This is a genomic window from Capsulimonas sp. (assembly GCF_039929585.1).
Classification (GTDB): Bacteria; Armatimonadota; Armatimonadia; order Armatimonadales; family Capsulimonadaceae; genus Capsulimonas.
The window spans coordinates 14,150-37,186 of sequence record NZ_JBDSQY010000279.1 but is presented as its reverse complement, the minus strand read 5'-3'; the positions used below and the strand labels follow the sequence as shown (position 1 = coordinate 37,186).

The window sequence follows — 23,037 nt, the reverse complement described above, 5'->3', positions numbered from 1 at the left end:
GCGAGCTTATTGCCCGTCTTGTCGTCGATCCGAAGTTACTTCGGGAACGCCGTCAGGACTTCGAAGCCCATGTTATCCCAGTGCCGCTCATCCGAGAACGGGCGGTAGTTGTACCAGTACGGGTCGAGCTGCTGGCAGATCAGCTCCGGACGATCGTTGCCGGTGTGGTACACCTGATGCACGAAGTAAACCTGCATTTTGCTGAACGGGATCGGGGTCGTGATCGGTCCGTCCCACTCCACGACGCCGTTCTCCACGAGCCGGTAGCGATTCTGCGTCAAGTACAGGTCGAACTTGTGCCGCTTGTCCAGATCCCTCATGTCGCCGTTGATGCCCGCCACATGATTGATGTTGACACGGACATTGGACTGCAGGATGCTGGTATAGGTGTTCAGCACCGTCTCCACACCCTGCACGCACTGCTTGGCGTCGCTCCGTTCCTTGCCAATTTCCCAGCGGAAGCGGTCGCCTGATACTGTCGGCCACAGTCCGCCATCCAGCTTCGCGGGATGGATCAGCGGGTCGCCCGCCGCGCCGATCTGCACTTCACACCATCGCCGTCCATCGAAGTGCGCGTCAACCTCGAAGGTCACATGCAGCACCCGGCCGCCGGAGATGTCTGCGGTCGCCTTGGGGATCATGGCGAGCGTGGCGTTGTTGTTGTGCAGTACGTCCGTCTTGTGCGCCGTGCCTCCGTCATAGACCGTATCCATGAAGTGGTTGCTCATGAAGAACATCTTTGTGTAATCCATGTCGGCGTCGTAGTTACGGATCGTCCACTTGTCGTTGGCGTATTCCTTCACGTACTGATTGGTGGCGTTCGCGGGGCCGTCATGATTGGCGGCTGCGATCGCCGGGTCGATGGTCTGCATTTGGACCAGCGGCTTGGCGTTCCGGAAGTTATCGAAGAACACCTGCGAGCCCGTCAGCACGACCGCCTTCGGCGTGGCGTGGAAGACTGCGGAGCGAGCGATGACGCGAGGCAGGTTTGACGGATCGCCCTGGCCGTTGATCGCGACACTCATAACGCCGTTCATCGCCATGGCGCCCGGCCCCATCGCGCCGTCCATGATCTGGAACGGTCCGAGCTTGTCGACCGCTTCGACCACGAGATCGGCTCCGGCGACAGGGTCCAGACCGTTCATCTCGATGCTCAGGCCGCCGCCGCTGTACTTCATGGAGCCGCTGTTCGCCGCGTTGTAGATGCGATAGTCCACCGCGCCGGGAACGGCGTTGAAGAAGATCACTGCGCTGTCGTCATTGGCTTTGACCGACGTGACTTGCACGACGCCGGGAATCACCGGCAGAGTATTGGCCGCGACCGTCACCGAGACGGGAGTGCTGCCGCTGGTTTCAGGATAATCGATGACCGCGCTATAGGCGCTGATTTGATATTTATGGACCTGACCGATGCTTACGTCCTCGTCGAAATATGACAGCGACCAGATGCCCGAAGCGATCGCGACACCGTCACGATACACATTATAGAAATCGTCCGCGCCGTTGCCAAGCCAGGTCAAAGCAACGCGGGGTTTGCTGTTGTTCCATTGGGAAACAGCCTTCACCGACGTCGGAACGACCAGAGGCTTCGGAATGTAGTTCAGCGCCACGCCGGGCGCTTTCGCGCCATAGGAGAAGGAGAGCGAGCTCGGAATGCTTTCCATGCCCAGCATATCCACCGCAGTCACGGTATAGGTCAGGCCCTTGCTGAACTCGCTGGTCGCCAGCTGATAGCTGGTTCCGCTCACGCCAGCCGCGATCAGATCGCCGTACTGATAGATGTTGTAAGCAAGCGCGCCGGCGACGGGAGACCAGGCGAGAGAGTCGGTCGGCGCGCCGACCCACATGTTCTTCACCGCAACATTGGCGGGCGGAAGCAGAACGTTGCCGGGTCCAGCGTTCGCGGTCAGCGGCGGCGACGGGGCTACGGCGATCGCGGCGTTCGAGTTGGCGCTCTGGCCATACTTGCCGTTGGTTCGCACCGTATAGGTGTAGGTATTTCCGCTCTCGGTGCTCATATCGATGAGGCTGGAGCCGGAAAGCGCATCTTTCAGCAGTACGTTATTGCGGTAGACCGAGTAGGAAACAGCGTTATCGACGGTGTTCCAGCTCAGGATCATATGCGGCATCGGCTGACCAGTGGTGGAGCAGCTCACGGCCCAGCGGGGCTGAGCGGTAAGGGACGCTGGAACTTCGGTCACCGGGTTGAACAGAGCGGCGACGATGTTTGAGAAGGCGGTCTCCTTCGTGGCGTCCACATAAGCGCTGATCTTGTAGTAGTGGACTTTGCCAGGCTCGGCGTTGCGATCCAAAAACGTCAGTGGAGACTGGCAGGCAACGCGGACATCATCACGGTAGATATTATAGTACGCCGCATTGTTGACTGTCGACCAATTCACGCGAACGCCGATGCCCGCCGGAGTATCCTCCAGCGCGGCGGTCAGTGAGGCCGGCCCAGCGACCAAAGCTCCCCCGGTCAAGTTAGTCTTTGCCACTGGCGCTATATATTGCGCATAAACGATGCTCGAATAGTTGCTGGGCTTGTCGCCGACGAACGCGGTAACCTTGTAAGCATGACGGGTCTTCGGATCGGAAGTCGTGTCCAGTAACGTGGTCGTGGTGGATGTGGGGCAGGCAATGCGAAAATCATCCCGGTAGACGTTGTAGTACTTTACGTCCTTGACGGCCGCCCACTTCACACGGATGCCCTTGGTTGTCGTAGTGGTTTCCGACTGTGCGCTGATGGACGCAGGGCCAGCAACACGAATAATGGTTGTATTTGCGGCAATCGGCGCCGCCAATGTCGATAAGGAAAACGTGGACGCTCCCCATGTTAACCCTGTGAGGACCAGGGCGCTTCGCAATTTCATTTATATCTCCAGCGCGTCTTATGGATGCGCTATAGCTTCGATTTTAAAGGAGGCGATGAGGCCTCCAAAAAGATCATCGGAGCTTGTGGGGAGATTTTTAATGGTATGAATACAAAACCAGTATAATTGCGTACAGTAATTAAATCAGGGTGAACGGAGGGGCGTTTAGTCGCACTAAAAAAGATTGCAAACATTTAATTTGCATGCTTGCTCTCTTTTAATTAACCAACTCATGTTACGCACAGACTGCCCGGCGATTAAAATCGCGGCTAGAAGTGCACGATGTCGCCCTCCGGCGACCCCAGAAACGCATTCGAAGACGTTCTGCTGGAGTGCCCGGAGGGGCACATCGTGCACTTCTAGCCGCGATTTTAATCGCCGGGCGCAGTTTGCGTAACATGAATAACTAAGGCTGGGCGTGAGGGGAGAGCAGACGGCGCATCGGCTTGGCGCCAAGCTCCTGCTGCGCGCTCTCCAGGTAGCGGACGTTGTAGATGATGCTGAGGGCGCCGATCGCCGGACCGGCGCGGCCGGCGCGGTACGCCATCGCGGCCCCGGAACGGAGCAGAGAACGGATCATTGGGCCAAGCGGAGGAGCCGTCATTACGACCGAAGCGATCAAGCGAGTCGGAAGACTGCGGCCGTGATAGCTCTTACGCACCACGTTCCAGTCGACATCGCCCGCGCGCGCGCGCACCACGTCCAGCTGCCCGTACGACGCCGCGACATTGAGCCAGCTGTCGAACGTTCGGAAGGGACGATGCACGCCGTCCGCCTTGGGATCGAAGACAAAACGAACGCCGCGCTCGCGCCGCATCCGGTGAGCCAGCTCCACGTCTTCCTGGCGCTTGAAGTTGACATCGAACCCACCCACCGCCGTCAGATGCTCGCGGAGCAGCGATGCGTTTCCGGTATAGAAATGCTGAGGGCCGGCGGATTTCCAGACGCCAGTCACCAGATTGGTGTACTGCTTCTGCAGCATCGCATGCTCCCACGCGATCCACGGCGGCTCCGCCCGGCGGCGTTCCGGGTCGGGGGACATCGGACCGATCACCACGACCTTTTCGTCCTGAGCGTGGTGCGCCATATGCGCGGCGAGAAATTCCGAGATCGGCTCGACATCGTCATCGATAAAGACTATGATTCGGCCGTGCGCCTCCTGAATTCCCCGGTTACGCGCGCGCGCCGGCCCGCCGTTTTCCTGGGTAATCGGGCGCAGCGCATAAGGCGCCGTGCGCGCGTACTCTTCCAGAAACACGTCGGTGCCGTCGGTCGATCCGTCGGAAACGACGACGACTTCGAAATCGTCTACTGGATGGGTCTGCCGAGCGAGGCCGTCCAGAGTGACTTTCAGACTGGCTTTTCGGTTGTATGTGGGAATAACGACGGAAATCGTGGGCATGGGTATTGCAGTTCGTTTTTAGATTTGAGAGGCGCGTCTAGCCGAGATGACGGCCGACCGTCGCGGCAAGGTCCGCGTAGGACTTAACGCCCGTCATCTCCTCCATGGAGAGCGTCAGGCCAAAGGCCTCCTCCACGGCGGACATCAGCGTCAGATGGTTGAATGAGGTCCAGGAGGGCAGCGTCGCGGGCGACGCCGTACCCTCAATCTCTTCGGCGTCCACGCCCAGGGTCTCGGCCACAATGTCTTTCAGTTTTGTCTCGTTATCGATGGTCAGCATGGTGGTCTCCCTTTGGTGTCTCGTAGTGCTATCGGTTAGCGGATGAGCGGATCGAACCGCTCCATCGTTTCCACGCCATCCGGCGCTGGTTCGCTGAAACGGCGGATGACGGCGGCGGCGGCGGCCTCCACGGGCATGGCGTCCATACGGCCCATCGGCGTATTGGTCTGGTCGGTCAGCAGGCGCGGCGGGCGGACGATGAGCGACTGCACGGAGGGCTGCTGCGCCTGAATGGCGCGCGTCATTCCCTCAATCGCGTATTTCGCGGCGACATAGTGCGGCCATTCCGCCGGGACCGTGCGCACGAACTCAGAGGAAATCACCACATTCCAGCCCTTACGCTCGGCGAGCAAGTCGATAAACGCTCCCGCAGGGGCGCTCACCAGCGCCACGCTCTGCGTGATAAACTCCTGAAACCGGCCCAGCGCCTCCGGGGCGAAGGCCAGCGCCCGGATCGGAGGGCAGGCATTGCAGATCAACATGTCCAGCCCGCCTCCATCTTCCTGGATTTGGGAGCACAGCGTTTGCAGCCAGGTAATGTCGGTGGCGTCGCCCTGCACGAGTTCGATCTTGCCGGGCGCTTCTCCTGCTTGACTTCGCACGGCTTCCGCCTCAACGGCGCTATGCTGGTATGCAAGAAGGACCCGCGCGCCCTGCAGCGCCAAGCCCAGCGACAGGGCAGCCCCGAAGCCCCGGCTGCCTCCAATGACCAAGGCCGTTTGCCCCAGCAGGCGCGGCTCATTCGGAAGAAGAGCGCGCAGACTATCCGCCGAAGATACGGGCGACTCGGGGCGGATCAGCGATGCGGCCTGGCCGCTCGCCAACGTCAGCCCACCAGCCTCCACATCGAGCGCAATCTTCAGGAGCTGAAAGCGCGGATCAAGAACCAGAGTTCTGGCCCGGTAAACAAGCGGAAATGACGGCGTTTCGGCTGGAGTCTCGAATGTCAGTCGAAGACGAGAGAATAACGCCGTCTTCCCCGGCAGTTCCATTCCGATCAGATAGCTCGACCATACCAGGATGGCGATCTGCAAGGGCGAAACGCCTTTGCGCCGCAGTCCCCAGCGATCGATCAATGCGCGCAGTTTGGCGAGGGCGGGCGTGTAATTCCCAGCCACCACGATTCCCCCCGCAAGCACGGCTTCGGTCCACTCCGACGGCTCGGAGCGATGGACGCCTGGCCTCTCAGCCGGCCACTCTTCGCTCTCCTGTTCGGAGGGCTGAAATGTAAAAACGGCAGTGAGAACCATACGGCCGGCGTCGAACACGTCCACCGTCGTCTTCTCAGAGGACTTTTCCGTGACGACTGTCTGATATTCGATATCGCGCAGCAGAGGACTATGGAACGTAAATAGCACGCCGGCAAGACACTCGCCGTTCCGGTCGCGCGTGTGGCCGAGCGCCGCCAGCGCGCCCAGGATTCCAAAGACGACCGGCTCGCCGAACGCAGTTTTGCGCGCATAATCCGCGTCCATGTGCATCGGGTTGACGTCATGGCTCGCCGCGCTGAAGAGATCGAGATCGCTTTGGGTGATTTTCATGAGATTTACCTCCCCTGAAATCACGCACGAGAAATCGTCAGCCACTCAGGATACGCATATGCGCTCGCGTCTGAGTTTACCGCAGTCTCCCATGCGCTTACGTTTTCGTCGCCGGCGATCACGCCGCTCGGCGTCCAGCCCTGTTTATCATAAAAGCCGGCGGCGGGGGCGTTTTTCGCCGTGGGCGCAAACAGTCCGCGCATCATGGACGCGCCGGCGGACGCCGCTTCCGACAGAAGATATGTCAGCAGAGCGTCTTCGACCCCGCGTCCCAGCACACGGCAGCTCAGCAGAAACGAGTCGATCTCCCAAACGTCTACGCCCTTTCGGACCAGAGCGACGCCGGTCAGGCCGCTGTCGCCGAACCGGTCCGAGACAGTGCTGGAATAGACGCCCCACCCCGCCGTGTCCTCGGACATCGCCGCGACCTGCTGCTCGGTGTAACGACGCGTGGTCATGTTGAATTGATTGGTTTTGTTGATCAGCTGCGCGATGCGCGGAACCGTAAACGGCGTCGCGGGCGACAGCGCCGCGACGATCTCCAGGCTCCGCAGGTAAGCGGTAACGTCGCCGCCCTCGGCGGTCGCCGTTTCCTCCAGCTGCCGCCGCTCCGCCTGCTCCTGATACTGCTGGGCGCGCTTGCGGTCTTCATCCGTCAGCGACAGCACGTCAAAGACGTCCAGGCCAAGCAGCGTGCGCGTGTAGAACGCCGGGTCCTTGGGAAGCTCCACGGTCAGAACGTCGGGAAGCTGCTGCCGTACTAATCCACGCTCGGCCGGGTTGTCGTCTAGGAACACCAGGCTATCCAAGCCGATGTTGAGCTCACGCGCGATCTCGGCGATGTTCGTCGCCTTGTCGCTCCAGTTGATGCGGACGGCGGCGAAGTGCTCCCGGCGCAGGACCATATCGGGATGGTTCTCGAATACCGGCCAAACATCGTCGGGGTTGTTCTTGCTGCACACGGCGAGGATAATCCCACGGCCGCGCAGGGCCAGCAGGGCGCGCTGAAAATCGCGAAACGCGTTGCCCGGAGCGGCCTGCCCGCCGATCTTGATATTGTTGATCCCATCCTCGCCGATGACCCCGCCCCAGAGCGTGTTGTCCAGGTCCAGGACGACGCACTTGCGCCCCAGCCCCTTCAGCGCCTTGACGATGCGCAGATACTCGGAGGCGATCACCGGCAGGAACGTATCGCTGAAGGGCATGCTCGCCATGTACCACATGCGATCGTCGCGCACCCGGTCCTTGCCGTGCCGGGCCTCGACGCGCTCTTGATCCAGCAGCGCCGTGCGCGGGAAGCGCTCGTTCACGAGTTCGACGATCCGCGCATTGATCGCCTGAATGCGATCGCGCTGGCCGCCGATGGTCTTCGCATCCAAAACGCCGAAGGGTGAATAATCGGGAACGGAGAAGGTGTGGAGGACGACGGTCGCGCTCGGCGCGCTGCGCGCGGCGGCGGCCAACAGCTCGGCGATCTGATTGACGCCGGCGGTCCGCTCGGCGGCGATCTCCTCAGCCGTCGCTTCCGAGTCGGAGACCGTGCGCGGGAAGAGCTCGGCGGTCCCGATCGAAATCGCGATCAGGTCCGGCTGGAAATCATAAAGAGGGCTCTGGGGCGGCAGCAAGTCCTGCGCCCATTGATTGAAGTCGCTGACATAGGCGGGGGCGTGCAATCCCGCGCCGGCGCAGGCGACGCGCAGATGCGACGCGAGCGAGTTCAGCGTGCCGGTCCCGGTCAGGGCGATGCGCAGGGTTCCCCGGCGCGACGGCGGCGGATCGGCGTCCCACGCCTCCCACTGCCGCGCGGCGGACATGATACTGGAGTGTGTGGGCGACAAGGCGACAAATGCATTCAGCAAATCTGCCGCTTCCATACGGGCGCCCTGCGCGTTCAGGATCTTCAGCAGGCCGTTGACGGCCGCCCAGGAATCCGGAAGCTGAGCGAGGGCGGCGCGGAACATCGGCTCCGCCGCAGCGGCGTCTCCCGCGCGCAGCAGACCCTGCGCCTGCTTCAGCAGCGCCGACGGGTCCACGCGCGCTTCTTCCGTAAAGTTTGAAATGTCCGGGGTAATTGTCGTTTGAGTGGTCATGATCGTTATTCCTGAAATCGCGCAATCATGTGAGGCAGCGACGGCAGTCTCAGCGATTGCCGAACGGCAGCTTTTGCTGTTCGGTCGCCGGGTTGCCGGCGGCAAGAGTGTTCGCCGTGACGTTCTGAGCGACGACGGATCCGGCGGAAATGACGCATCCCTGTCCGAGAGTGACCCCCGGCAGGATCAGCGCCTGCATTCCGACCCACGCGCCGCGCTCCACCACGACGGCTTTCGGGCTGACCACCGGGTTCATGCGCTGCGAGCCGAACCCCATGGCGTGCGTGGCGGTGTAGATCGTCGCCGCCGGACTGATGGAGACCTTTTCGCCGATCGTGATCTCCGCGTCAAGGCCGAATGTCACCCCCGGCGCGACGATCGCGCCGGATGCAATGTGCAGCCGCGCCGCGATATTGCCGCTCCCGATCAGCTTTGGCGAGCCCAGCAGCGCGACGCCCGGAGCGATGTCGCACCCGGCCATCCGAAAGAACTGCGTGCGCAGGCTCGTTGCGGCGAAGTCCGGCAGCAGGCGCGCGAGGCCCGTCCAGAACCAGATCCGAGGACGAAATACACCCAGAAGGCCACGGCTCTCACGAGCCATCCGCTGGGAAATCCGGCGCAGCTTGCCAGCGCCGGGATTTGATGGAACTGTTTCGATACCGCTCATGAAGTCTCCGGCGCCTTATCAATCGAGCGAATAAAGCGGGCCGGCACTCCGCCCACCAGGGTTCGGGGAGCGACGTCCTTGGTCACGACGGCGCCGGCGGCGACCACCGCGCCCTGTCCGATCGTGACGCCCTTCAGCACCGTGACGCGCGCCGCGAGCCAGACTCCATCTTCGATCACGACGGGGCGGCCTTCCGGAGAAACTTTATGGTTTTCGACGCTGTGAAAATCGTTGTCCATGATCAGTGTATAATTGCCGATTGCACAATCCTTGCCAATCCGGACCGAAACGGACGCGCCGATCGAAACTCCCGCATTGATATAAGTCCGATCGCCGATAATGAGTTCCGCAGAGCTTCCCGCCGCGAGCTCCACCGGCACATGTGTCGCCCGGATCGTGACTTTATCGCCGATGACGATCCGGCCGCGATTATGCACCTGCACCTGGCCCGCCACGCGAATGCGCTTGCCCACCTGCGTGCAACGGCGCAGCGAATATTTCGCCCATGCGACCTCGCCGACTTTTTCGAGCGTATGCCAATTCAGCTTCATCTTATTTCCCATAAACCTTCATGAAGGCGGAGAGCATGTGCTCTTGGGTCAGTTGCGTACGAACATACTCGATGGCCGGCGCCTGCGCCGCACACCGCGCTTTCGGATCGATCATGAACGCCGCCCAGGCGTCCGCGAAGGCGGCGCTGTCGTCGCGGCCGGCGACCACCTGCGTCCGCGCGACATCCGCCCCCAGCACGTCTTCCAACCCGTCCACGTCCATGGTCAGCAGCGGCAGTCCTGAGGACCAGGCTTCAAGCATCGCGATGGATTGTCCTTCGTAATGGCTCGCGCTAACGAACAGGTCGCACTGCGGCAGGATCTCCCCGACATCCTTGCGGCGTCCGGCCAGATGAATATACTTCGCAATTGGCTCCGTTTCCGGATTCACGACCTCGGATTCCGGACCATGGCCAACGATCAGCAGGCGCCACTTTTGGGCCAACTCCGCCGTTTCCGGGCGCTTCAGCAGCAGCTTGAAGGCTTCGAAGATCGGACCAAGCGGCCGGCGGTCTCCAAAAGATCCGACATAGATCGCGACCAGGCTGTCTTCCGGAAAGCCGAACTGCTCGCGGATGCGGCGGCGAGCTTCCGGGCTCGCGCTGGGCGCATAAGCGACCGGATCGATGCTGTTGTTGATAACGACGCCGCGACCGATGCGATGCGGCAGATGCTTTTCAAACCGTTTGGCGTTGCCGCTGCTGACATAGGTAAACGTCTTCACCTTCGTATCCAGCAGGCGAAGCAGTTTGCTCATCAGGGACGGCGGCGCCCACATCAATGGGTTGTGCTCCGTCCGAATGACTGTCGGCACGCCGGACAGCATCGCCGCAGCGATGACTTCGAGGCCCCAACGGTAATTAGGACAGTGAAAATGCACAAACTCCGGACGGATTTTTTGGAGATATCGCCAGGTGTCGAAGGCGTTCTTCAGGGGATTTCGGCGGCCGTGGATCTTGCCGAGGTGATAAACATTCGGCTCCAGGCGCTTCCACGTCTGTTCGTACTGGTCCTGCCGGTTTCCCGCCGGCAGGAGCGCCGTCACCGGCACGTTGCGGCGGGTCAATTCCTCGGCGATATCGAGCACGATCCGCTCCGTTCCGGAAACGATAGTCGTCAGCGGAATCAAGCAGACTCCGCTGCGAACGGTGTTGCTCATCTTAGGTTGTGTCTCCGGATAATGGCGGCGTCACTGTCCCGCGCGCCGCACCCGCTAGGGTGGATGCGGCGGCGGCGGACATCTCGCCGACGCGGTATTGTCTTAGACCGGCGCGATAAACAGGCGGCGCTCAACATCGAGCGGCGTGCGCATGCTCTGCTTGACTCCAGCGGTAAAGCCGCGCAGGTATGGGATCTCATCGTTATTCGGGCGCCGCAGCAGCCACTTCGCCGACGCTTTGACGGCCTTGCCGAACGCCAGCTTGAACGCGGCCCGCGCCGCCCACTTGTCGCCGCAGCGCGCATGCTTCACGTAGAAGGCGGCGTCGCCGACGCCGTAATCGTACATGACCCGTCGCCAGCGCTCGGGAGTACGGAAGGCGCGATGGTACAGCAGCATGCTTGGCCGCAGACCTGCCTTCGTCCCCAGGCGGCGCAGGCGATAATCCAGGTCTCGCTCCTCGGCGGCGTAGAACGGCGCGCCGGGCCCAAGCAGCGGATCGAAACGCGCTCCATCCGGGAGGTTCGCCAGGACGCTGCGCTGCATCGCCATGTTGGCGCCCATGCCGCCCGGCTCTTCGTCGCGCAGATAACGCGATTCCTTGAAGGACCATGCGGGAACACAGATATCCTTCATGCCCTTGAGCACGGGGGACGGCAGGACCGGTCCGAACAGGACATCGGGCGCGTTCGGATCGGCGTACTCTTTCGCGATCGCCTGAAGCCAGGTCGACGTGGTTTCGCAGTCATCATCCGTGAAGGCGAAGATATCGTACTTGGCTTCCTGCATGCCAATGTTCAGCGCCAGGGTCTTGCCGACGGTTGTCGTGGGGATATACCGGAGGACAGGATACTCTTTCGCCAGGCGTTCGGCGTGCTGTTTCGTCAGTTCGTTGGTGCTCTGGTCGATCAGCAGCACTTCGAACTCCGGATAGTCGTTCTTCAGCACGCTCGGCAGACAAAGCTCGACATCCTCAGGCCGATTTCGAGTACAGATGATCACCGAGATTTTCATTGCGGAACTCAAATTATTCTCCATATTCAATAGGGCCGCCGCATCCTGCGGCTTGCGCCTCATGCGCCTTTGACGCTCGGCTTCCGAAATCGGCCGGCAAGAGTTAGCAGCAAGCGCTTATCTTCCGGCGTCAGACATTTCAGCGCCCAGCACAATGGGATGTAAAGCAGCAGGGCCGGCAAAAGCCATAGCAAATCTTGCTTGCTATGGATAAAATAGAACGAGATCACGAGAGGGAGCGCCGCGACGGTCGCGCGCGCTAGGATGGCGATACGGCGCCAGTCGAATAAGCCTTTGGGCAGTGCGAAAATATAGGCAATTACCATATATGCTTCGATCACGGCGTCCGAGAACATCGCGCCGATAGCGCCGTTGTGCATGGTATGCTCTGTCAGCAAGATACAGCCGCCGCAAAGCGGCACGCTGATCAGCGCCGAAACGCCGGTAATCTTGCTGAAGACTGCCTGACGGTCGCATGCGATCAAGACGGTTCCCACAGCGGCGCTCAGGAACCAGAGGATAATCGCCCACCCCATGATCACCAAAACCGGAATACTCGCTTGAAACGCCGGGGGATAGTGCAGAATCGAAAGGATCTGAGCGGGCGCCATGATCAGCAAAATGGCGAACGGAACGACAAGGATGAAGATCAGGTTGAACAGGCGCGCGGACGACGCTTTGAAGCCTTCCATGTCCGATTTATACAGACGCGACAGGGTCGGCAGCATCGCCGTCGTCAGCGCGACGGGGATCATCATCGTCGTGCCGCCAAGCCGCTTGGCAAGGCCGTACCATCCGATCGCCGCCACGCTGCTGAGCTTGGACAGAAGCAGCGCGTCGCTTTGGCCGTAGACCGCCGTAAAGATCGCGCGTGTAAAAAACGGCATTCCGCCGACGATGAGAAATGTGACAGCCGGCCAGCTGACTCGCTTCACGGCAGGCCAATAAGGCCGAAACGCCGTCAAGTTAATCCCAATCGAGATCACCGTACTGATCAGGCCTGACGCCACAATCACCCAGATCGGCGCTTTCGCGATGACCAACGCGATCGTCACGACGGACGAAACACACTTCTCCACGATCAGCGAAGCGCTCTGGCGCGGGATCTCTTCCAATCCCCGAAGGCAAGATCCCAGCGCCTCGTTGATCATCCCCAAAAAGACGACGCACAGCGCCGCGAAAATAATCCGCTGCAGCGACACGCCATAACCCAGCAGATGCGCCGCTCCCATGGCGATCGGCAGAAAGGCCAGGCCGAGTACGGTTCTGGTCGCCAGGGAAGCGATCAGAAGTTCTCCCGTCCGGCTATGGTCGCGCGCAATCTCCTTGACCAGCGCGGTGGAGGCGCCCAGCGCGATGAACAGGCCGTAGATCGACGCCAAAGAGCCAGCCAGAGTAATCGCTCCGAGGCCGACATCGCCGACATAACGCGGCAGATACATCGTGACAAGAAACGTCAGGCCCCAGCCGACAAGCTGGGTCACCATCGTAACGAATACGTTCTTCGTGACTTTCCCGACTTGACTCACTGGCCGATCCTCTGCAAATCTCCGGAGGCAGGTACGGTCTCGCCCGCGTCCCCCTCCTGCATCTGCTTGAGGCCGGGGATCGCCGCGAGGACGCCCGCCCAGGAGCCAACGAACATCATGTCGCGGAAGTTGGACAGCTGAAGATCAAGCAGTCCGAAGATCATCAGCATACCGGTCGCCGTGAGGGAGAACATGGCGAACGCCTTGGCGTGCGGAGTCGAGGCGGCGCTGCGGACGATCCGGCAGCCCGCGAATAGGATCGCGCACACCATACACCAGAAAGCCACGAAACCAATCGTTCCCACGCGCATCCAGACCCAGAGGATCTGGTTGTGCGTCATGATGTCCCACCAATCGTATTCTTTACTGATGTCCGCAATCGGAACGAGATGCAGCATCCGTTTGCCGTATCCATAACCGATAACCGGCGAGACCTTGACAGTGCCGATCAGGTCCGCATTCTCTGCATCTCGATAAGCGTTTGAGAGCATGTCGCGCTCATCGGGAGCAAACTGCGATTTGATGGCGCGCGCCGGCTGCGCGTAAAGGCTATCGCTGTTCTTAAATGCTTGATAGTAGCCGAGGCCAAGAATTCCTCCGACCACGCTGAAGATCGCAATCCACTTGCGCCGGGCCGGGAAAGCCGCGTACGCTGCGGCGAGCAGCATGGGGATTACCACGACCATGGCTGCGGTCGCCGCACGGCGGTTACACGCCAGGTTGCCCGTGACGACCAGCGGCAGCAGGATCCACATAAAGGTCCGCATCCGCTTGTCGATCTTGCAGACGATCAGGATGACCAGAAACACGGCGAAGCAGTCGAAAAAGAATGCTTCTTCATGCGAGCCGACGCCTTGGTCCGGCAGGGGCTGCCCCGCGATTGTGACGTAACGCCGGAACGTATAAAGAACGCCTTTGAGCGCGATCGACAGGACCATGATCCACTGGATCGTCTTGATCTGACGCACATCGCGGATGGTGTTCACGGCGAAGAGATAGGCCAGCAGGAAGTAGAACTGCGACCGAACTTCCTGCAGCGAGATCTTGAAGTCGCCGCCGCTCGTCATTCCGTGCAGCCATCCAAACGCCACGAACAGCATATAAATGGCGATCGGCCAAAACAGCGTTCCCGTGCGAAATTCGACGGTTTGCGAATAAACCGCGCGTATCAGCGCAATCGCCACGGCGAGCAGGATAAAGACTTCCAGAAGGTTAAGGGGAATCGCCTTGAAATTCGAGTGCGTGTAAACTTGAACGATCGTGTTGAAGTTCCAGAAGAACGGCACATGCCCCGTGATCTCATCCGTGTATTTGGACGGCCCTGTTTCGAACAAACAGATCGCCGCCAGGAGCATATACATCGGGAACGACGGATACCGCCACATCAGCACCGGCAGCATCACGACGATCAGTACGACCAGAGGCAGGATCGGATTGCCGAGACTGACGCCCGCGAACGCGCCAGCGGCGACCAGAGCCAGCAGCGCGCCGCCCATCGCGAACCGCCGCATGCGCTGGCGCTGCGCCTCTACGTAATCGTCGGCGGAAGGCGCGCTGTGTAATGAGATTTTAGGCGTTTCGATCATAAAGTTTAAATCGGCGTCACTTCGCGCCGCGCGAAACGCGCAGCAGCAGGCTCGAATACGGCGGCAGCGTCACCTGACAGCGTCCGCCCGGAATGATTTGAGACGGCAGCGTTTCCAACGCCACCGGGTCCGGCTGATGACGGTACGCCCAGAGTTCTGCTCCCGTAGCGCCCGGGCCGGGCGGCGGCGGCTTTGGAAGCGGGATGACCCGCCATCGGCGCATCGTGTGCGTCCCGGAAGCCAGCCCAGCGAACTGGACCGGCGCCGTCACCGTCGCTTTGGGCATCTTGTTGACCAGCATCACGGTTGCGTCGCCCGTCGCGCTGTCAATGGCGGCGTACACGGACATCTGGTCGCCGTTGGCGCTTGCGGCCCGAACGGACATGTCGCCAAATCCGTGACCGAAACCATCCGGATTGCGATACAGTTTGAACGCCAGATATCCGGCCGATTGGTCCGTGGGATAGGCCCAGTAACAGGCCATATCCAGACCTTCGCGCCCAAATACCCCCAGCGCGTCGGTAACCGCCAGCCCTCCGTTGATCGTCTGCGCGGAGCCGAAGTTCCATTCCGTCAGCCCGATCTTCGTCCCCGGATAATTCTCCGCCGCCCACTGCTTCATCCGGGGGATCAGCGTGATCTTTTCCGCGATCCAGGATTCATCGGTATAAGTCGGATCCCACAGCGAGCGTACGGACCGAAGCCGACGCGCCCGAGTATCCTTGTCCGTACCGCCGCCCATGTACAGGCCGCTGCCTTGCGGGTAGTAATGGATGTCGAGGACATCCAGCGACCGGCGGCCGGTCTGCTGATCGTGCGCGCGCACTTGCTTCAAAAACCATGGCAGGAACGGCTGGTCGCCATGCGCATTACGGTCCGCATGGGTGTGAAAGTTGTCATCCCCCCGGTCGAGTGGTGAGTATTGATACCCCGTCCATCCCCAGGAAACCGGCCCGGTGATCTGAGCCGCCGGATCGACATCCTTGACAGCGTCCGCGTACTCCGTAAAATTCTTGACGATGTCGTCGTAGCCCATGCGCGCCGGATGCACGTCGGTATGCGTGGCGTCCCAGAGGTCGGGCTCGTTGTCCATCGCATAGTACCGCACGCCGCTATGAGACGCGTCGCCGAACGTGCGCTTCAGATGCGAAATCCATTCGTCCTGGAAGACCGGCCCCACCGCGGATGGAGGGTCGGCGAAGGGCGCGCCCTTGCGCGCCTTCGAGGGAACGCTTGTCAGTTGGCGGTTTCCCGCCGGATCGTACCCCGCGATCGGTCCATCCGCAAAGCCCTCCTGGAGCGGCGAGCCTCCGGCCTTCGGGACATTCAGCGAATAATGCGACGTATTGCTGTCCGCCGCGACCCAGCCGATCGTCGGCACCGTGAGCATCGTTTGCGTCGAGGCGGCCAAATTGGCTTTGATAAAAGCGTCCGCCGCCGAGGACGGCCCGATAAGGCTCTTATCACCGGTCGCCCACCGGTTGCGCCAGCCCCAGTCCCGCGCCGCATTGACCGCATTTCCCTGCGCCCAGTTGTATCGGCTCTTGTCGTTGCCGCCCCAGCGATTGATCCCCAGGCGCAGGTCCGACAGATACGCGGGCGAAGCGAAGGCCATTCCGTAGATCATCGGCGAAATCGGATGATGGTCAGCGGTCAAGTCCACGGTTGCGGCGACGGTCGCCTCCGTAGGCGCTGGTGGCAGAGACAGATCCGGCAGCAGCGAAATCTGATCCACGGACAGCGGCGGGATCTCCTCGCCGCGCGCCTGTATCACCAGGCCGCTCATACGCGCGCCATGCGCCGGAAGGTCGAAATCGCGCATCGGAATTCGCGCCACGCTCCAGCCGTTCCCCGCCGGCTGGCAGTACTTCTCCAGCGGCAGTTTTTTGCCGAACTTGCTGCGTCCGTCCACGATGCAGAGATCCAGAGGCGCGTTTCCGTGAACGTAAAGCTCCACGGTCCCGTATCCGAGCAGACCAATCGCGCTGTGCTGCAAGTACAGCCCTTTCCAGGGCTTGGGCTCCAGCAGGATCGCCGATGCGCCGCTGTAAACGTTCTGCGTCGAATGAAGATCGCGCTTCATCCACGACCAGTCTTGCCAGCCGTTCTTCAGCCCGTCGTCATAGATTACCAGCGGTTCATCGGCGCGCTCGCGGACTTCGTAAGCGGCAAGAACAGCCTGCGTCTTGGAATCTTTGTATTGGTGATACCAATCGCGCAGGGTCTCACGGATTTGGTGACGATGGCGCACGCCGTATACGCCGCCCGCCAGCAGAATGGCTCCCAGGGCATACGCGATCCGAGCTCTCTTTTTCACGATTCCCCGTTTCGGCCCCAAGCTTAATGCCGGATATAGTACCAGCCCACAACGGCGCAGATCCAAACAATCATCGCCAGCCAGTGGCGCGGCGTGATCTTATCCGTCGTGAGACCGAGAAAGACCGCAAAAAATATGATGGGCAGAACGATGTTCACTCGGACTTGTTCTCCAAGGATGAACCGCCGGCGGCAGACCCCGCCGGCGCTATCGGTGCGCGCTCAGTGCGCACCCACTCTCCGGCCGCCGCGCCGGCGCCGCGCTTTCGAAACGGCTTCAGCGCATAAAGGCAAAGCTTCCAAATCGCGTAAGCAGGCGCTTTCCCAAGTGCGGCGAAGGCGGCCTTCGGCGCGTCGGCGACCTTCAAGCCGATCAAAATATAAGCCAGAAGCCCCAGGAAGTTCAGCGCCGCGATCAGCGCCCACGCCTTAGGATGCGGCAGCAAATGGAGGAGGATCGCCCCAGCAACCAGCGCTCCCCAAAAAACGATCAGCGCCCCCAGCTCCGCGAGGGGCAGGATCATCAGGTCGATCGCGGCGTCGCACAGCGCCAGACTGCGCTTTCGAAGCCCTTCGGCCAGCAGCGGAAACGCCTTCTCGCGCAGCAGGGCGTACCGGCCGCCTTCCCATCGCTCCCGCTGAGACGCCGCCTGGTCGGCCGTGGTGGGCATTTGCGCCATAACTTTGGCGGTGGGAACATAGCCCACAAGAACGTTGTGATGACGAATTAAATCCAGACCGTAGTCGATATCCTCGGTGACGCTGTCGCCCCGCCAGTGCGCCGTTTCCAGCAGCTGGCGGCTGAACGCCATGCCATTGCCCTTCAGGCCGACGCCCAGCCCCAGCCATTCCCGGCCGAGCGGCTTGACGTGGTTGAAGAGATCCAGCGCCCCCGCCATGAGGGCGGCGCGCCAGCCCTCGTCCACATTCAGGGCGCCGTAGCGGCCCTGCAGAGCGCACAAGCCTTGCGGGTCCGAATCTAGGACGATGCGGCCGGCCATCACTTCCAGGAAATCGGGCGCAACCCAGGTGTCCGCGTCGACGATCACAAAGGCGTCGGCGCCGGACTTGTCGGCGAGCAGAGAGGCAAAAGCCCAGTCCAGCGCATAGCCCTTGCCGCGCTCTTCCAGGTTCGTGCGCTCCATCACCGTCGCGCCCAAATCGCGCGCGATCTGGGCCGTCGGATCGGTGCAGTTGTCAGCGATGACGACGACTTGAAAAAGATCTTTGGGATAGGATTGGCGCTGGAGACTATCTAAGGTCGCCGCGATCACCATCTCCTCGTTATGCGCGGGGATGATGACGGCGAAACGCAGGGTCGGGGGTTCCGCATTCTCCAAAAGATGCCCGTCGCGGTCCGCGGATCGGCTGAACCTTGCCGCCGACGCCGCCGCGAGCAGAATCAGGAGATAGAGAACGCTCCCGGTCGCAACGGCGCCGGCGATTCCGAGGACAATGGAGACGAGGAGTTGCATCACGAAATCAGACCTTTGTCAGCCGCTTACGCAGCCATTGGGGCACATAGGAACGAGTGCGGTTGAGGACGACGCCGACGACCTTATCGCGGCCGAGGGTATCGATGGCGCTCGCAACAACGTCGGACGGGGTCGCTCCCGCGCGGGTGACAATCATCAGACCGTCGACGTGCCGGGAAAGCGGCAGGGCGTTGTCCGACGAGACTGCGGGCATATCCACGATGACGACATCGAACGAATGGCGAGCGGAGATCAGCATCTTCGCGACACGCGGCGAACGCGCGAGCTTGGAGGCGTTGCGCGGAACCCGACCTGCCGGGATCACCACCAGATTATCGCAGCCCGAGAGCTGCAGGGTCGGCACAACACTGCCGGAGTCTTCCAGCGCGTCCACCAGTCCGGAGCCGGCGGAGACGCCGAGGCGGGAGCCCAAGTCGTCCTCATTCATGCTCAGGTCGATGAGGCAGACTTTCTTGAACGTGTCGCGACTGATGGTCATCGCCAGATGGAGGGCCGTGGTCGTCTTGCCTTCGCCGCGAACGGCGCTGCAGACACCCAGCACGTAGGGACGCTCAGCGCCCATCGCATCGTCCGTGATCAGCGTGATGTCGCCAATGCCGGAGACCTGGCGCTCCAGAGACGCATAAAGATGCGAAAACTCCATGGGAGTGCGCTCGACGCGCAGTTCGATCGGCGCCGACAGGGTCGGCGAGGTTTCGGGCTCCAGGCGGCTCAGGGCCGCCACATCGTCTTCATTAAGCAGCCGGCGTTGCCAATTCCCCACGGAAATTTCCTGTCCCGAGCCCGGTTTCATCGTACTCATATCTCAGTCCTCTCGCGCTGGGCGCGGATGTCCGATCGCGCAGAGCGCGGATCTTCGGAAGGCGGCGACTAACTGTCCGCCCTCGACGTCATGGCCGGGGAGGGAGCGGCTCCGGAAGCGCCGAGCGCGCCCTTCGCGCCGCCCGTTTCTCCCGCGATGCGCCGTCCTGCGGGACCGGCGCCGCCGACGGAGGGCAAATTGAGATCGGAGCTATCCGGCAGCAGAGCCAGGACGGGGACGCCCAGCAGGCGCTCGACGTCTTCCGGATAGCGCAGGGAGCGGTCAGCCCACTCGCTCAGCACCAGGAGCAGGCCGCCGATGATCAGACCAAGCACGATGCCGCCAACGAGCATCGTCAGCTTCTTGACTTTCCCCATGGTCGGCTGTGCGTTGATATAGCCCAGCGGCGTAATGGTGGAGCGCGCGGAAATCCGGGTGAGGTCGCCGTCAATGCGGACGTTCTCGCGTTTCATGCGCAGCTTTTCGTACTGATCGTGCAGCAGGCTGTAGTCACGCGTGTAGGCGTTCAAGATCCGCTGGATGCCCGGCGTTCTCTGCACGCGAGCGCTGTACATCGCGATCGTTTTGTTCAGATTTCCCAGCTGGGACGACTGCGTTTCTCCGGTGATGCGCGCGTCGGTCAGCTGCTGATTGATGTTGATATACTCGGGATTATCTTGCGTCTTCTCGCCGATGATGCCCCGAGTTTCCGGAGTATGGTTGCGCAGCTTCGCATCCCATTGACTTTGCAGGCTCGCAATCACCGCGTTGGCCTGCTGAACCTTAGGATGGTTCGGGTAGTAATCCGCGAGCTGTCTATCGCGCTCGACCTTGGCGTCGTTGAGCTTTTGCAGCAGCGGCGATTCGGCGCTGGTGCGCTCGATGACGCTGGTGGGCTTAATCTGCTTCAGCCGGGCTTCCAGGGCGCCGACGCGCAGGGCGCTGTCCTGCTGGGCGATCTTTACGTTGTCGCGCTGAGCCATCAGGCTGGCGAGCTGGCTGATATCGGAGTTCTGAATATCCGGGAGGTGCGCCGGGTCGCCGCTGCGATACTTGATGACGGCTTCTTCCGCACGCTCCATCTGAGCTTTGTACTGTGCGATCTGGACATCCAGGAACTGTCCGGCCTTGATCGATTGCGCGGCTTTGTCCAAGCCGACTTCTTCCGCATAGCGATTTTGCAGGGCCTGGACGATCTTTTCGGATTCAGTGGGATTGTCCCAAACCAGCGTGATGGCGAAGGTGCTGTCGCTCTGCGGCGAAGAGCTGAGGTTCTTTCGAAGCGCGGCGTAGCGGGGATCGGCCTTCGCAGGCTCCAGGCTGATGGGCGTGGCCAGATGCGCTTCTTTCAGCGCGTTATCCAAGAAGCCTCCCGGGAGGTCATCGTTGGTAAGATCCTGGAAGTGGTTGACGTTTTCCTGAGCGAGCGAAGTCCAGCTATTGCTCTTCTTTTCGCCCAGCGCGACCGCGACACGATCCACGCTCACCTGAGTGAGTGCGGTCGCCGTGTAGGTGTTCGACTTGGTGGTGATCGCGGCGACGGTGACGCCGACGACGATCAGGACCGAGACCAGGAACAGCCAGCGGTGACGGAAAAACGAATCCGCGATACGCAGCGCCACCGGATTCCTATGGGACATCGAGTACTCCTTGGGCGTCCCCTGACAAGAATATGGTAGTTCAGGAAGACGGCTTTAATTGCTTAGTGGGCGCCGTCACCCGAGAGGACGGCGGGGATGGTTTTCAGCAGAATGTGCAGGTTCAGACCGATCGATTGATGCTGAATATAGTGAAGATCGAGCTCGACGCTGCGCTCAAACGAGATGTTGGCGCGTCCGGAGACTTGCCAGAGGCCGGTGACGCCGGGAATGACGGCGAGCCGCTGCGCTTGGCGCGGCGTGTAGAGGGCAACCTCGCGAGGCAGAGCCGGCCGGGGGCCGATCAGGCTCATGTCGCCTTTGAGAACGTTGAAGAATTGCGGCAGTTCATCGAGCGAATAGCGGCGCAGGACGCGTCCCACGCGGGTGACCCGAGGGTCATTACGCATTTTGAACACCGGACCGTTCCGCTCATTTTGCTTTTCCAGCTCATTTCGCAGCGCCTCGGCGTTGGGAACCATGGAGCGGAACTTGTAAAAGGGAAACTCGACCCCATCTTTGCCCACGCGGGGCTGGGTAAAGAGGATCGGGCCGGGGCTGTCAAGTTTGATAAGAGCGGCGATGATGACGAATACCGGAAGAAAAAACAGCAGCATCAAGACACAAAAGAAGATATCAAGCACACGCTGCGTTTTTTGCGTCGTCTGACTGCGCGGCGCGGCCACGCCCAGCACAACGACCTCTCCGCCCGACTTCCCCGCAGTCCCCTCGGGCGCGGCTGGGAAGTTGGTCGGCAGCTCCAGATCGGTTCCGCCATAACTTGGTGTATTCATAATTTCATCGACTCGCTTACGGAAATCGAGCGCATTCGCCTGCGCCTCACAGCACATCCTGTACTGCATATTCCGTGCCAACTGCCTCCGGGAGATGGCGACGAGGCGACAATTCCCCTTTCTATTGTGACAAAATTCACGAAAGTCTTTAGGGCGTCGCCAAATGCAGCGGGCCATCAAGGAGATTCTATTATATCGCAAATTTGGGAATATTGGGAGAAGCGGGCAAGCATTCACACAAAAAGATGCGGAACGCAATCAATTGACGGGTTCATTACATAGACTTTCCTAGCAATAATATGCTTACTCGGTAATGCGGAGTGGCCACATAAGAGAGCCTCCGAAAAGGCTCCCAAATGCCTTAATCACTGTCTATAAATACGGGCCGGCAGTTCACTTTTAGCCCCTTCGACACGCAAAACTGGTAAAATCGCTGTGAAATTATGTGGAGCGGGAGACCATAACCGCCGATCCGTTCCCGCGTCAGGGCAAGATCAAAAGGCTCCAATGCGGCAATGTCCGACGCCTTGTAGTAAATGTCCACAGGTTTCACAAGAACATCGGGGACTTCCACGCCACCCCACAGGTAGTAGGGCTTTGCGGGGTCTCCATCGTACGGCTTATTGCTCTCATCCAGCAGCACACACTTCTGCGGCGACAACGAAGGCATAATAAAATCGCTGGTCATCTGCCAGAACGGCTTGACAATCCGTGGATCGGGTCCAAAGGTTTCCGTCAGAAGCAGTTCTTTAAACACCACGTGCCCAAAAGCACCGATCTCCATCAATCGCCGCACCCTCTCCGACACCGCGATGCCTGCCCCGCCGGCCGACACAAACTCTTCCCCGGGCGGCAAAGCGTTATCGGCGCCCGAAGGGTTACTCACCAATATCACCATTCCTTCCTTGGTTCGCCCGCCATCGCAATAGATTTCCGGAGTAAGAACTAAATACTGCGCTTGGGCTAAATCGTGGTCATCGAAAACGTGCGTAACTCCCATCCAGAATGATCTTGGAACATAAGCCAAAGGATTGATTGGTTTCCACCCCTCCAATGATAGACATGCTAAAACCGCTTGCGAATCTTCAGATGTTGAATCGCCCTCAATGGAAAAGCCGTTCCTTTTTTGTCCAGGCGGATAGATTTTACATAATCTCTCGAAGAGAACATCGCCAACTTCGTCACGCCCGGTATGAATCTTAATGAAGGTCTTCATAATGCTCCCACCCAATTTGTCGGCAGTGGCATTTGCTTATTAACATGTAGCCATTTCATTGCAATATGCCCCATATCTTTGTAGCCC

18 protein-coding genes are annotated in these 23,037 nt (G+C 60.6%); all 18 read right to left on the bottom strand.

All coding sequences use genetic code 11. The features are described from left to right. Positions 1-35 precede the first annotated feature (35 nt). A complete protein-coding gene (locus ABIZ35_RS21090) occupies positions 36-2,870 on the bottom strand; it encodes a hypothetical protein (protein WP_348221902.1) in 2,835 nt (944 codons plus the stop codon). Positions 2,871-3,276: 406 nt separating this feature from the next. After that, complete coding sequence (locus ABIZ35_RS21085; protein WP_348221901.1) at positions 3,277-4,272, bottom strand: glycosyltransferase family 2 protein; 996 nt, start codon at positions 4,270-4,272, stop codon at positions 3,277-3,279. Positions 4,273-4,309: 37 nt separating this feature from the next. Continuing rightward, a complete protein-coding gene (locus ABIZ35_RS21080; RefSeq protein ID WP_348221900.1) occupies positions 4,310-4,552 on the bottom strand; it encodes an acyl carrier protein in 243 nt (80 codons plus the stop codon). 35 nt (positions 4,553-4,587) lie between these two features. Further along, positions 4,588-6,093: an SDR family NAD(P)-dependent oxidoreductase gene (locus ABIZ35_RS21075; protein WP_348221899.1), complete on the bottom strand. Its 1,506-nt coding sequence runs from the start codon at positions 6,091-6,093 to the stop codon at positions 4,588-4,590. Positions 6,094-6,113: 20 nt separating this feature from the next. Then, positions 6,114-8,183, bottom strand: coding sequence for an HAD-IIIC family phosphatase (locus ABIZ35_RS21070; protein WP_348221898.1), 2,070 nt, complete (start codon positions 8,181-8,183; stop codon positions 6,114-6,116). A gap of 49 nt (positions 8,184-8,232) precedes the next feature. Next, on the bottom strand, positions 8,233-8,850 hold the full coding sequence (locus ABIZ35_RS21065) for an acyltransferase (RefSeq protein ID WP_348221897.1): 618 nt from the start codon (positions 8,848-8,850) through the stop codon (positions 8,233-8,235). Beyond that, positions 8,847-9,401, bottom strand: a complete 555-nt coding sequence (locus ABIZ35_RS21060) for an acyltransferase (protein WP_348221896.1) — start codon at positions 9,399-9,401, stop codon at positions 8,847-8,849. Before ABIZ35_RS21060 ends, ABIZ35_RS21065 begins: the two co-directional genes overlap by 4 nt. 1 nt (position 9,402) lies before the next feature. Then, complete coding sequence (locus tag ABIZ35_RS21055) at positions 9,403-10,560, bottom strand: glycosyltransferase family 4 protein (RefSeq protein WP_348221895.1); 1,158 nt, start codon at positions 10,558-10,560, stop codon at positions 9,403-9,405. Positions 10,561-10,662: 102 nt separating this feature from the next. Beyond that, positions 10,663-11,586: a glycosyltransferase family 2 protein gene (locus tag ABIZ35_RS21050; protein WP_348221894.1), complete on the bottom strand. Its 924-nt coding sequence runs from the start codon at positions 11,584-11,586 to the stop codon at positions 10,663-10,665. 47 nt (positions 11,587-11,633) lie between these two features. Next, positions 11,634-13,103 (bottom strand): flippase, encoded by a 1,470-nt coding sequence (locus ABIZ35_RS21045; protein ID WP_348221893.1) that lies wholly within the window; start codon positions 13,101-13,103, stop codon positions 11,634-11,636. Then, a complete protein-coding gene (locus tag ABIZ35_RS21040; protein WP_348221892.1) occupies positions 13,100-14,689 on the bottom strand; it encodes an O-antigen ligase family protein in 1,590 nt (529 codons plus the stop codon). Before ABIZ35_RS21040 ends, ABIZ35_RS21045 begins: the two co-directional genes overlap by 4 nt. Before the next feature lie 16 nt (positions 14,690-14,705). Next, positions 14,706-17,006 carry a glycoside hydrolase family 44 protein gene (locus ABIZ35_RS21035; protein ID WP_348221891.1) on the bottom strand — a complete coding sequence of 767 codons (2,301 nt, stop codon included), beginning with the start codon at positions 17,004-17,006 and terminating at the stop codon, positions 14,706-14,708. A 23-nt stretch (positions 17,007-17,029) separates the two neighbouring features. Next, complete coding sequence (locus tag ABIZ35_RS21030; RefSeq protein WP_348221890.1) at positions 17,030-17,164, bottom strand: hypothetical protein; 135 nt, start codon at positions 17,162-17,164, stop codon at positions 17,030-17,032. Then, the gene (locus tag ABIZ35_RS21025; RefSeq protein ID WP_348221889.1) at positions 17,161-18,480 is read right to left on the bottom strand and encodes a glycosyltransferase family 2 protein; all 1,320 of its coding nucleotides are present in this window, start codon (positions 18,478-18,480) and stop codon (positions 17,161-17,163) included. Before ABIZ35_RS21025 ends, ABIZ35_RS21030 begins: the two co-directional genes overlap by 4 nt. Positions 18,481-18,487: 7 nt before the next feature. After that, positions 18,488-19,303, bottom strand: coding sequence for a CpsD/CapB family tyrosine-protein kinase (locus ABIZ35_RS21020; RefSeq protein WP_348221888.1), 816 nt, complete (start codon positions 19,301-19,303; stop codon positions 18,488-18,490). Between the two features lie 68 nt (positions 19,304-19,371). Further along, a complete protein-coding gene (locus tag ABIZ35_RS21015) occupies positions 19,372-20,943 on the bottom strand; it encodes a hypothetical protein (RefSeq protein ID WP_348221887.1) in 1,572 nt (523 codons plus the stop codon). 62 nt (positions 20,944-21,005) lie between these two features. Further along, positions 21,006-21,734 carry a sugar transferase gene (locus tag ABIZ35_RS21010; RefSeq protein ID WP_348221886.1) on the bottom strand — a complete coding sequence of 243 codons (729 nt, stop codon included), beginning with the start codon at positions 21,732-21,734 and terminating at the stop codon, positions 21,006-21,008. Between the two features lie 361 nt (positions 21,735-22,095). Next, positions 22,096-22,950 (bottom strand): hypothetical protein, encoded by an 855-nt coding sequence (locus ABIZ35_RS21005; protein WP_348221885.1) that lies wholly within the window; start codon positions 22,948-22,950, stop codon positions 22,096-22,098. Positions 22,951-23,037: the final 87 nt, after the last annotated feature.

Excerpts from the sequence above, each read along its gene's own strand:
- ABIZ35_RS21090 (WP_348221902.1), bottom strand. The coding sequence starts at position 2,870 with ATGAAATTGCGAAGCGCCCTGGTCCTCACAGGGTTAACATGGGGAGCG.
- ABIZ35_RS21085 (WP_348221901.1), bottom strand. The coding sequence starts at position 4,272 with ATGCCCACGATTTCCGTCGTTATTCCCACATACAACCGAAAAGCCAGT.
- ABIZ35_RS21080 (WP_348221900.1), bottom strand. The coding sequence starts at position 4,552 with ATGCTGACCATCGATAACGAGACAAAACTGAAAGACATTGTGGCCGAG.
- ABIZ35_RS21075 (WP_348221899.1), bottom strand. The coding sequence starts at position 6,093 with ATGAAAATCACCCAAAGCGATCTCGATCTCTTCAGCGCGGCGAGCCAT.
- ABIZ35_RS21070 (WP_348221898.1), bottom strand. The coding sequence starts at position 8,183 with ATGACCACTCAAACGACAATTACCCCGGACATTTCAAACTTTACGGAA.
- ABIZ35_RS21065 (WP_348221897.1), bottom strand. The coding sequence starts at position 8,850 with ATGAGCGGTATCGAAACAGTTCCATCAAATCCCGGCGCTGGCAAGCTG.
- ABIZ35_RS21060 (WP_348221896.1), bottom strand. The coding sequence starts at position 9,401 with ATGAAGCTGAATTGGCATACGCTCGAAAAAGTCGGCGAGGTCGCATGG.
- ABIZ35_RS21055 (WP_348221895.1), bottom strand. The coding sequence starts at position 10,560 with ATGAGCAACACCGTTCGCAGCGGAGTCTGCTTGATTCCGCTGACGACT.
- ABIZ35_RS21040 (WP_348221892.1), bottom strand. The coding sequence starts at position 14,689 with ATGATCGAAACGCCTAAAATCTCATTACACAGCGCGCCTTCCGCCGAC.
- ABIZ35_RS21025 (WP_348221889.1), bottom strand. The coding sequence starts at position 18,480 with ATGCAACTCCTCGTCTCCATTGTCCTCGGAATCGCCGGCGCCGTTGCG.
- ABIZ35_RS21020 (WP_348221888.1), bottom strand. The coding sequence starts at position 19,303 with ATGAGTACGATGAAACCGGGCTCGGGACAGGAAATTTCCGTGGGGAAT.
- ABIZ35_RS21015 (WP_348221887.1), bottom strand. The coding sequence starts at position 20,943 with ATGTCCCATAGGAATCCGGTGGCGCTGCGTATCGCGGATTCGTTTTTC.
- ABIZ35_RS21010 (WP_348221886.1), bottom strand. The coding sequence starts at position 21,734 with ATGAATACACCAAGTTATGGCGGAACCGATCTGGAGCTGCCGACCAAC.
- ABIZ35_RS21005 (WP_348221885.1), bottom strand. The coding sequence starts at position 22,950 with ATGAAGACCTTCATTAAGATTCATACCGGGCGTGACGAAGTTGGCGAT.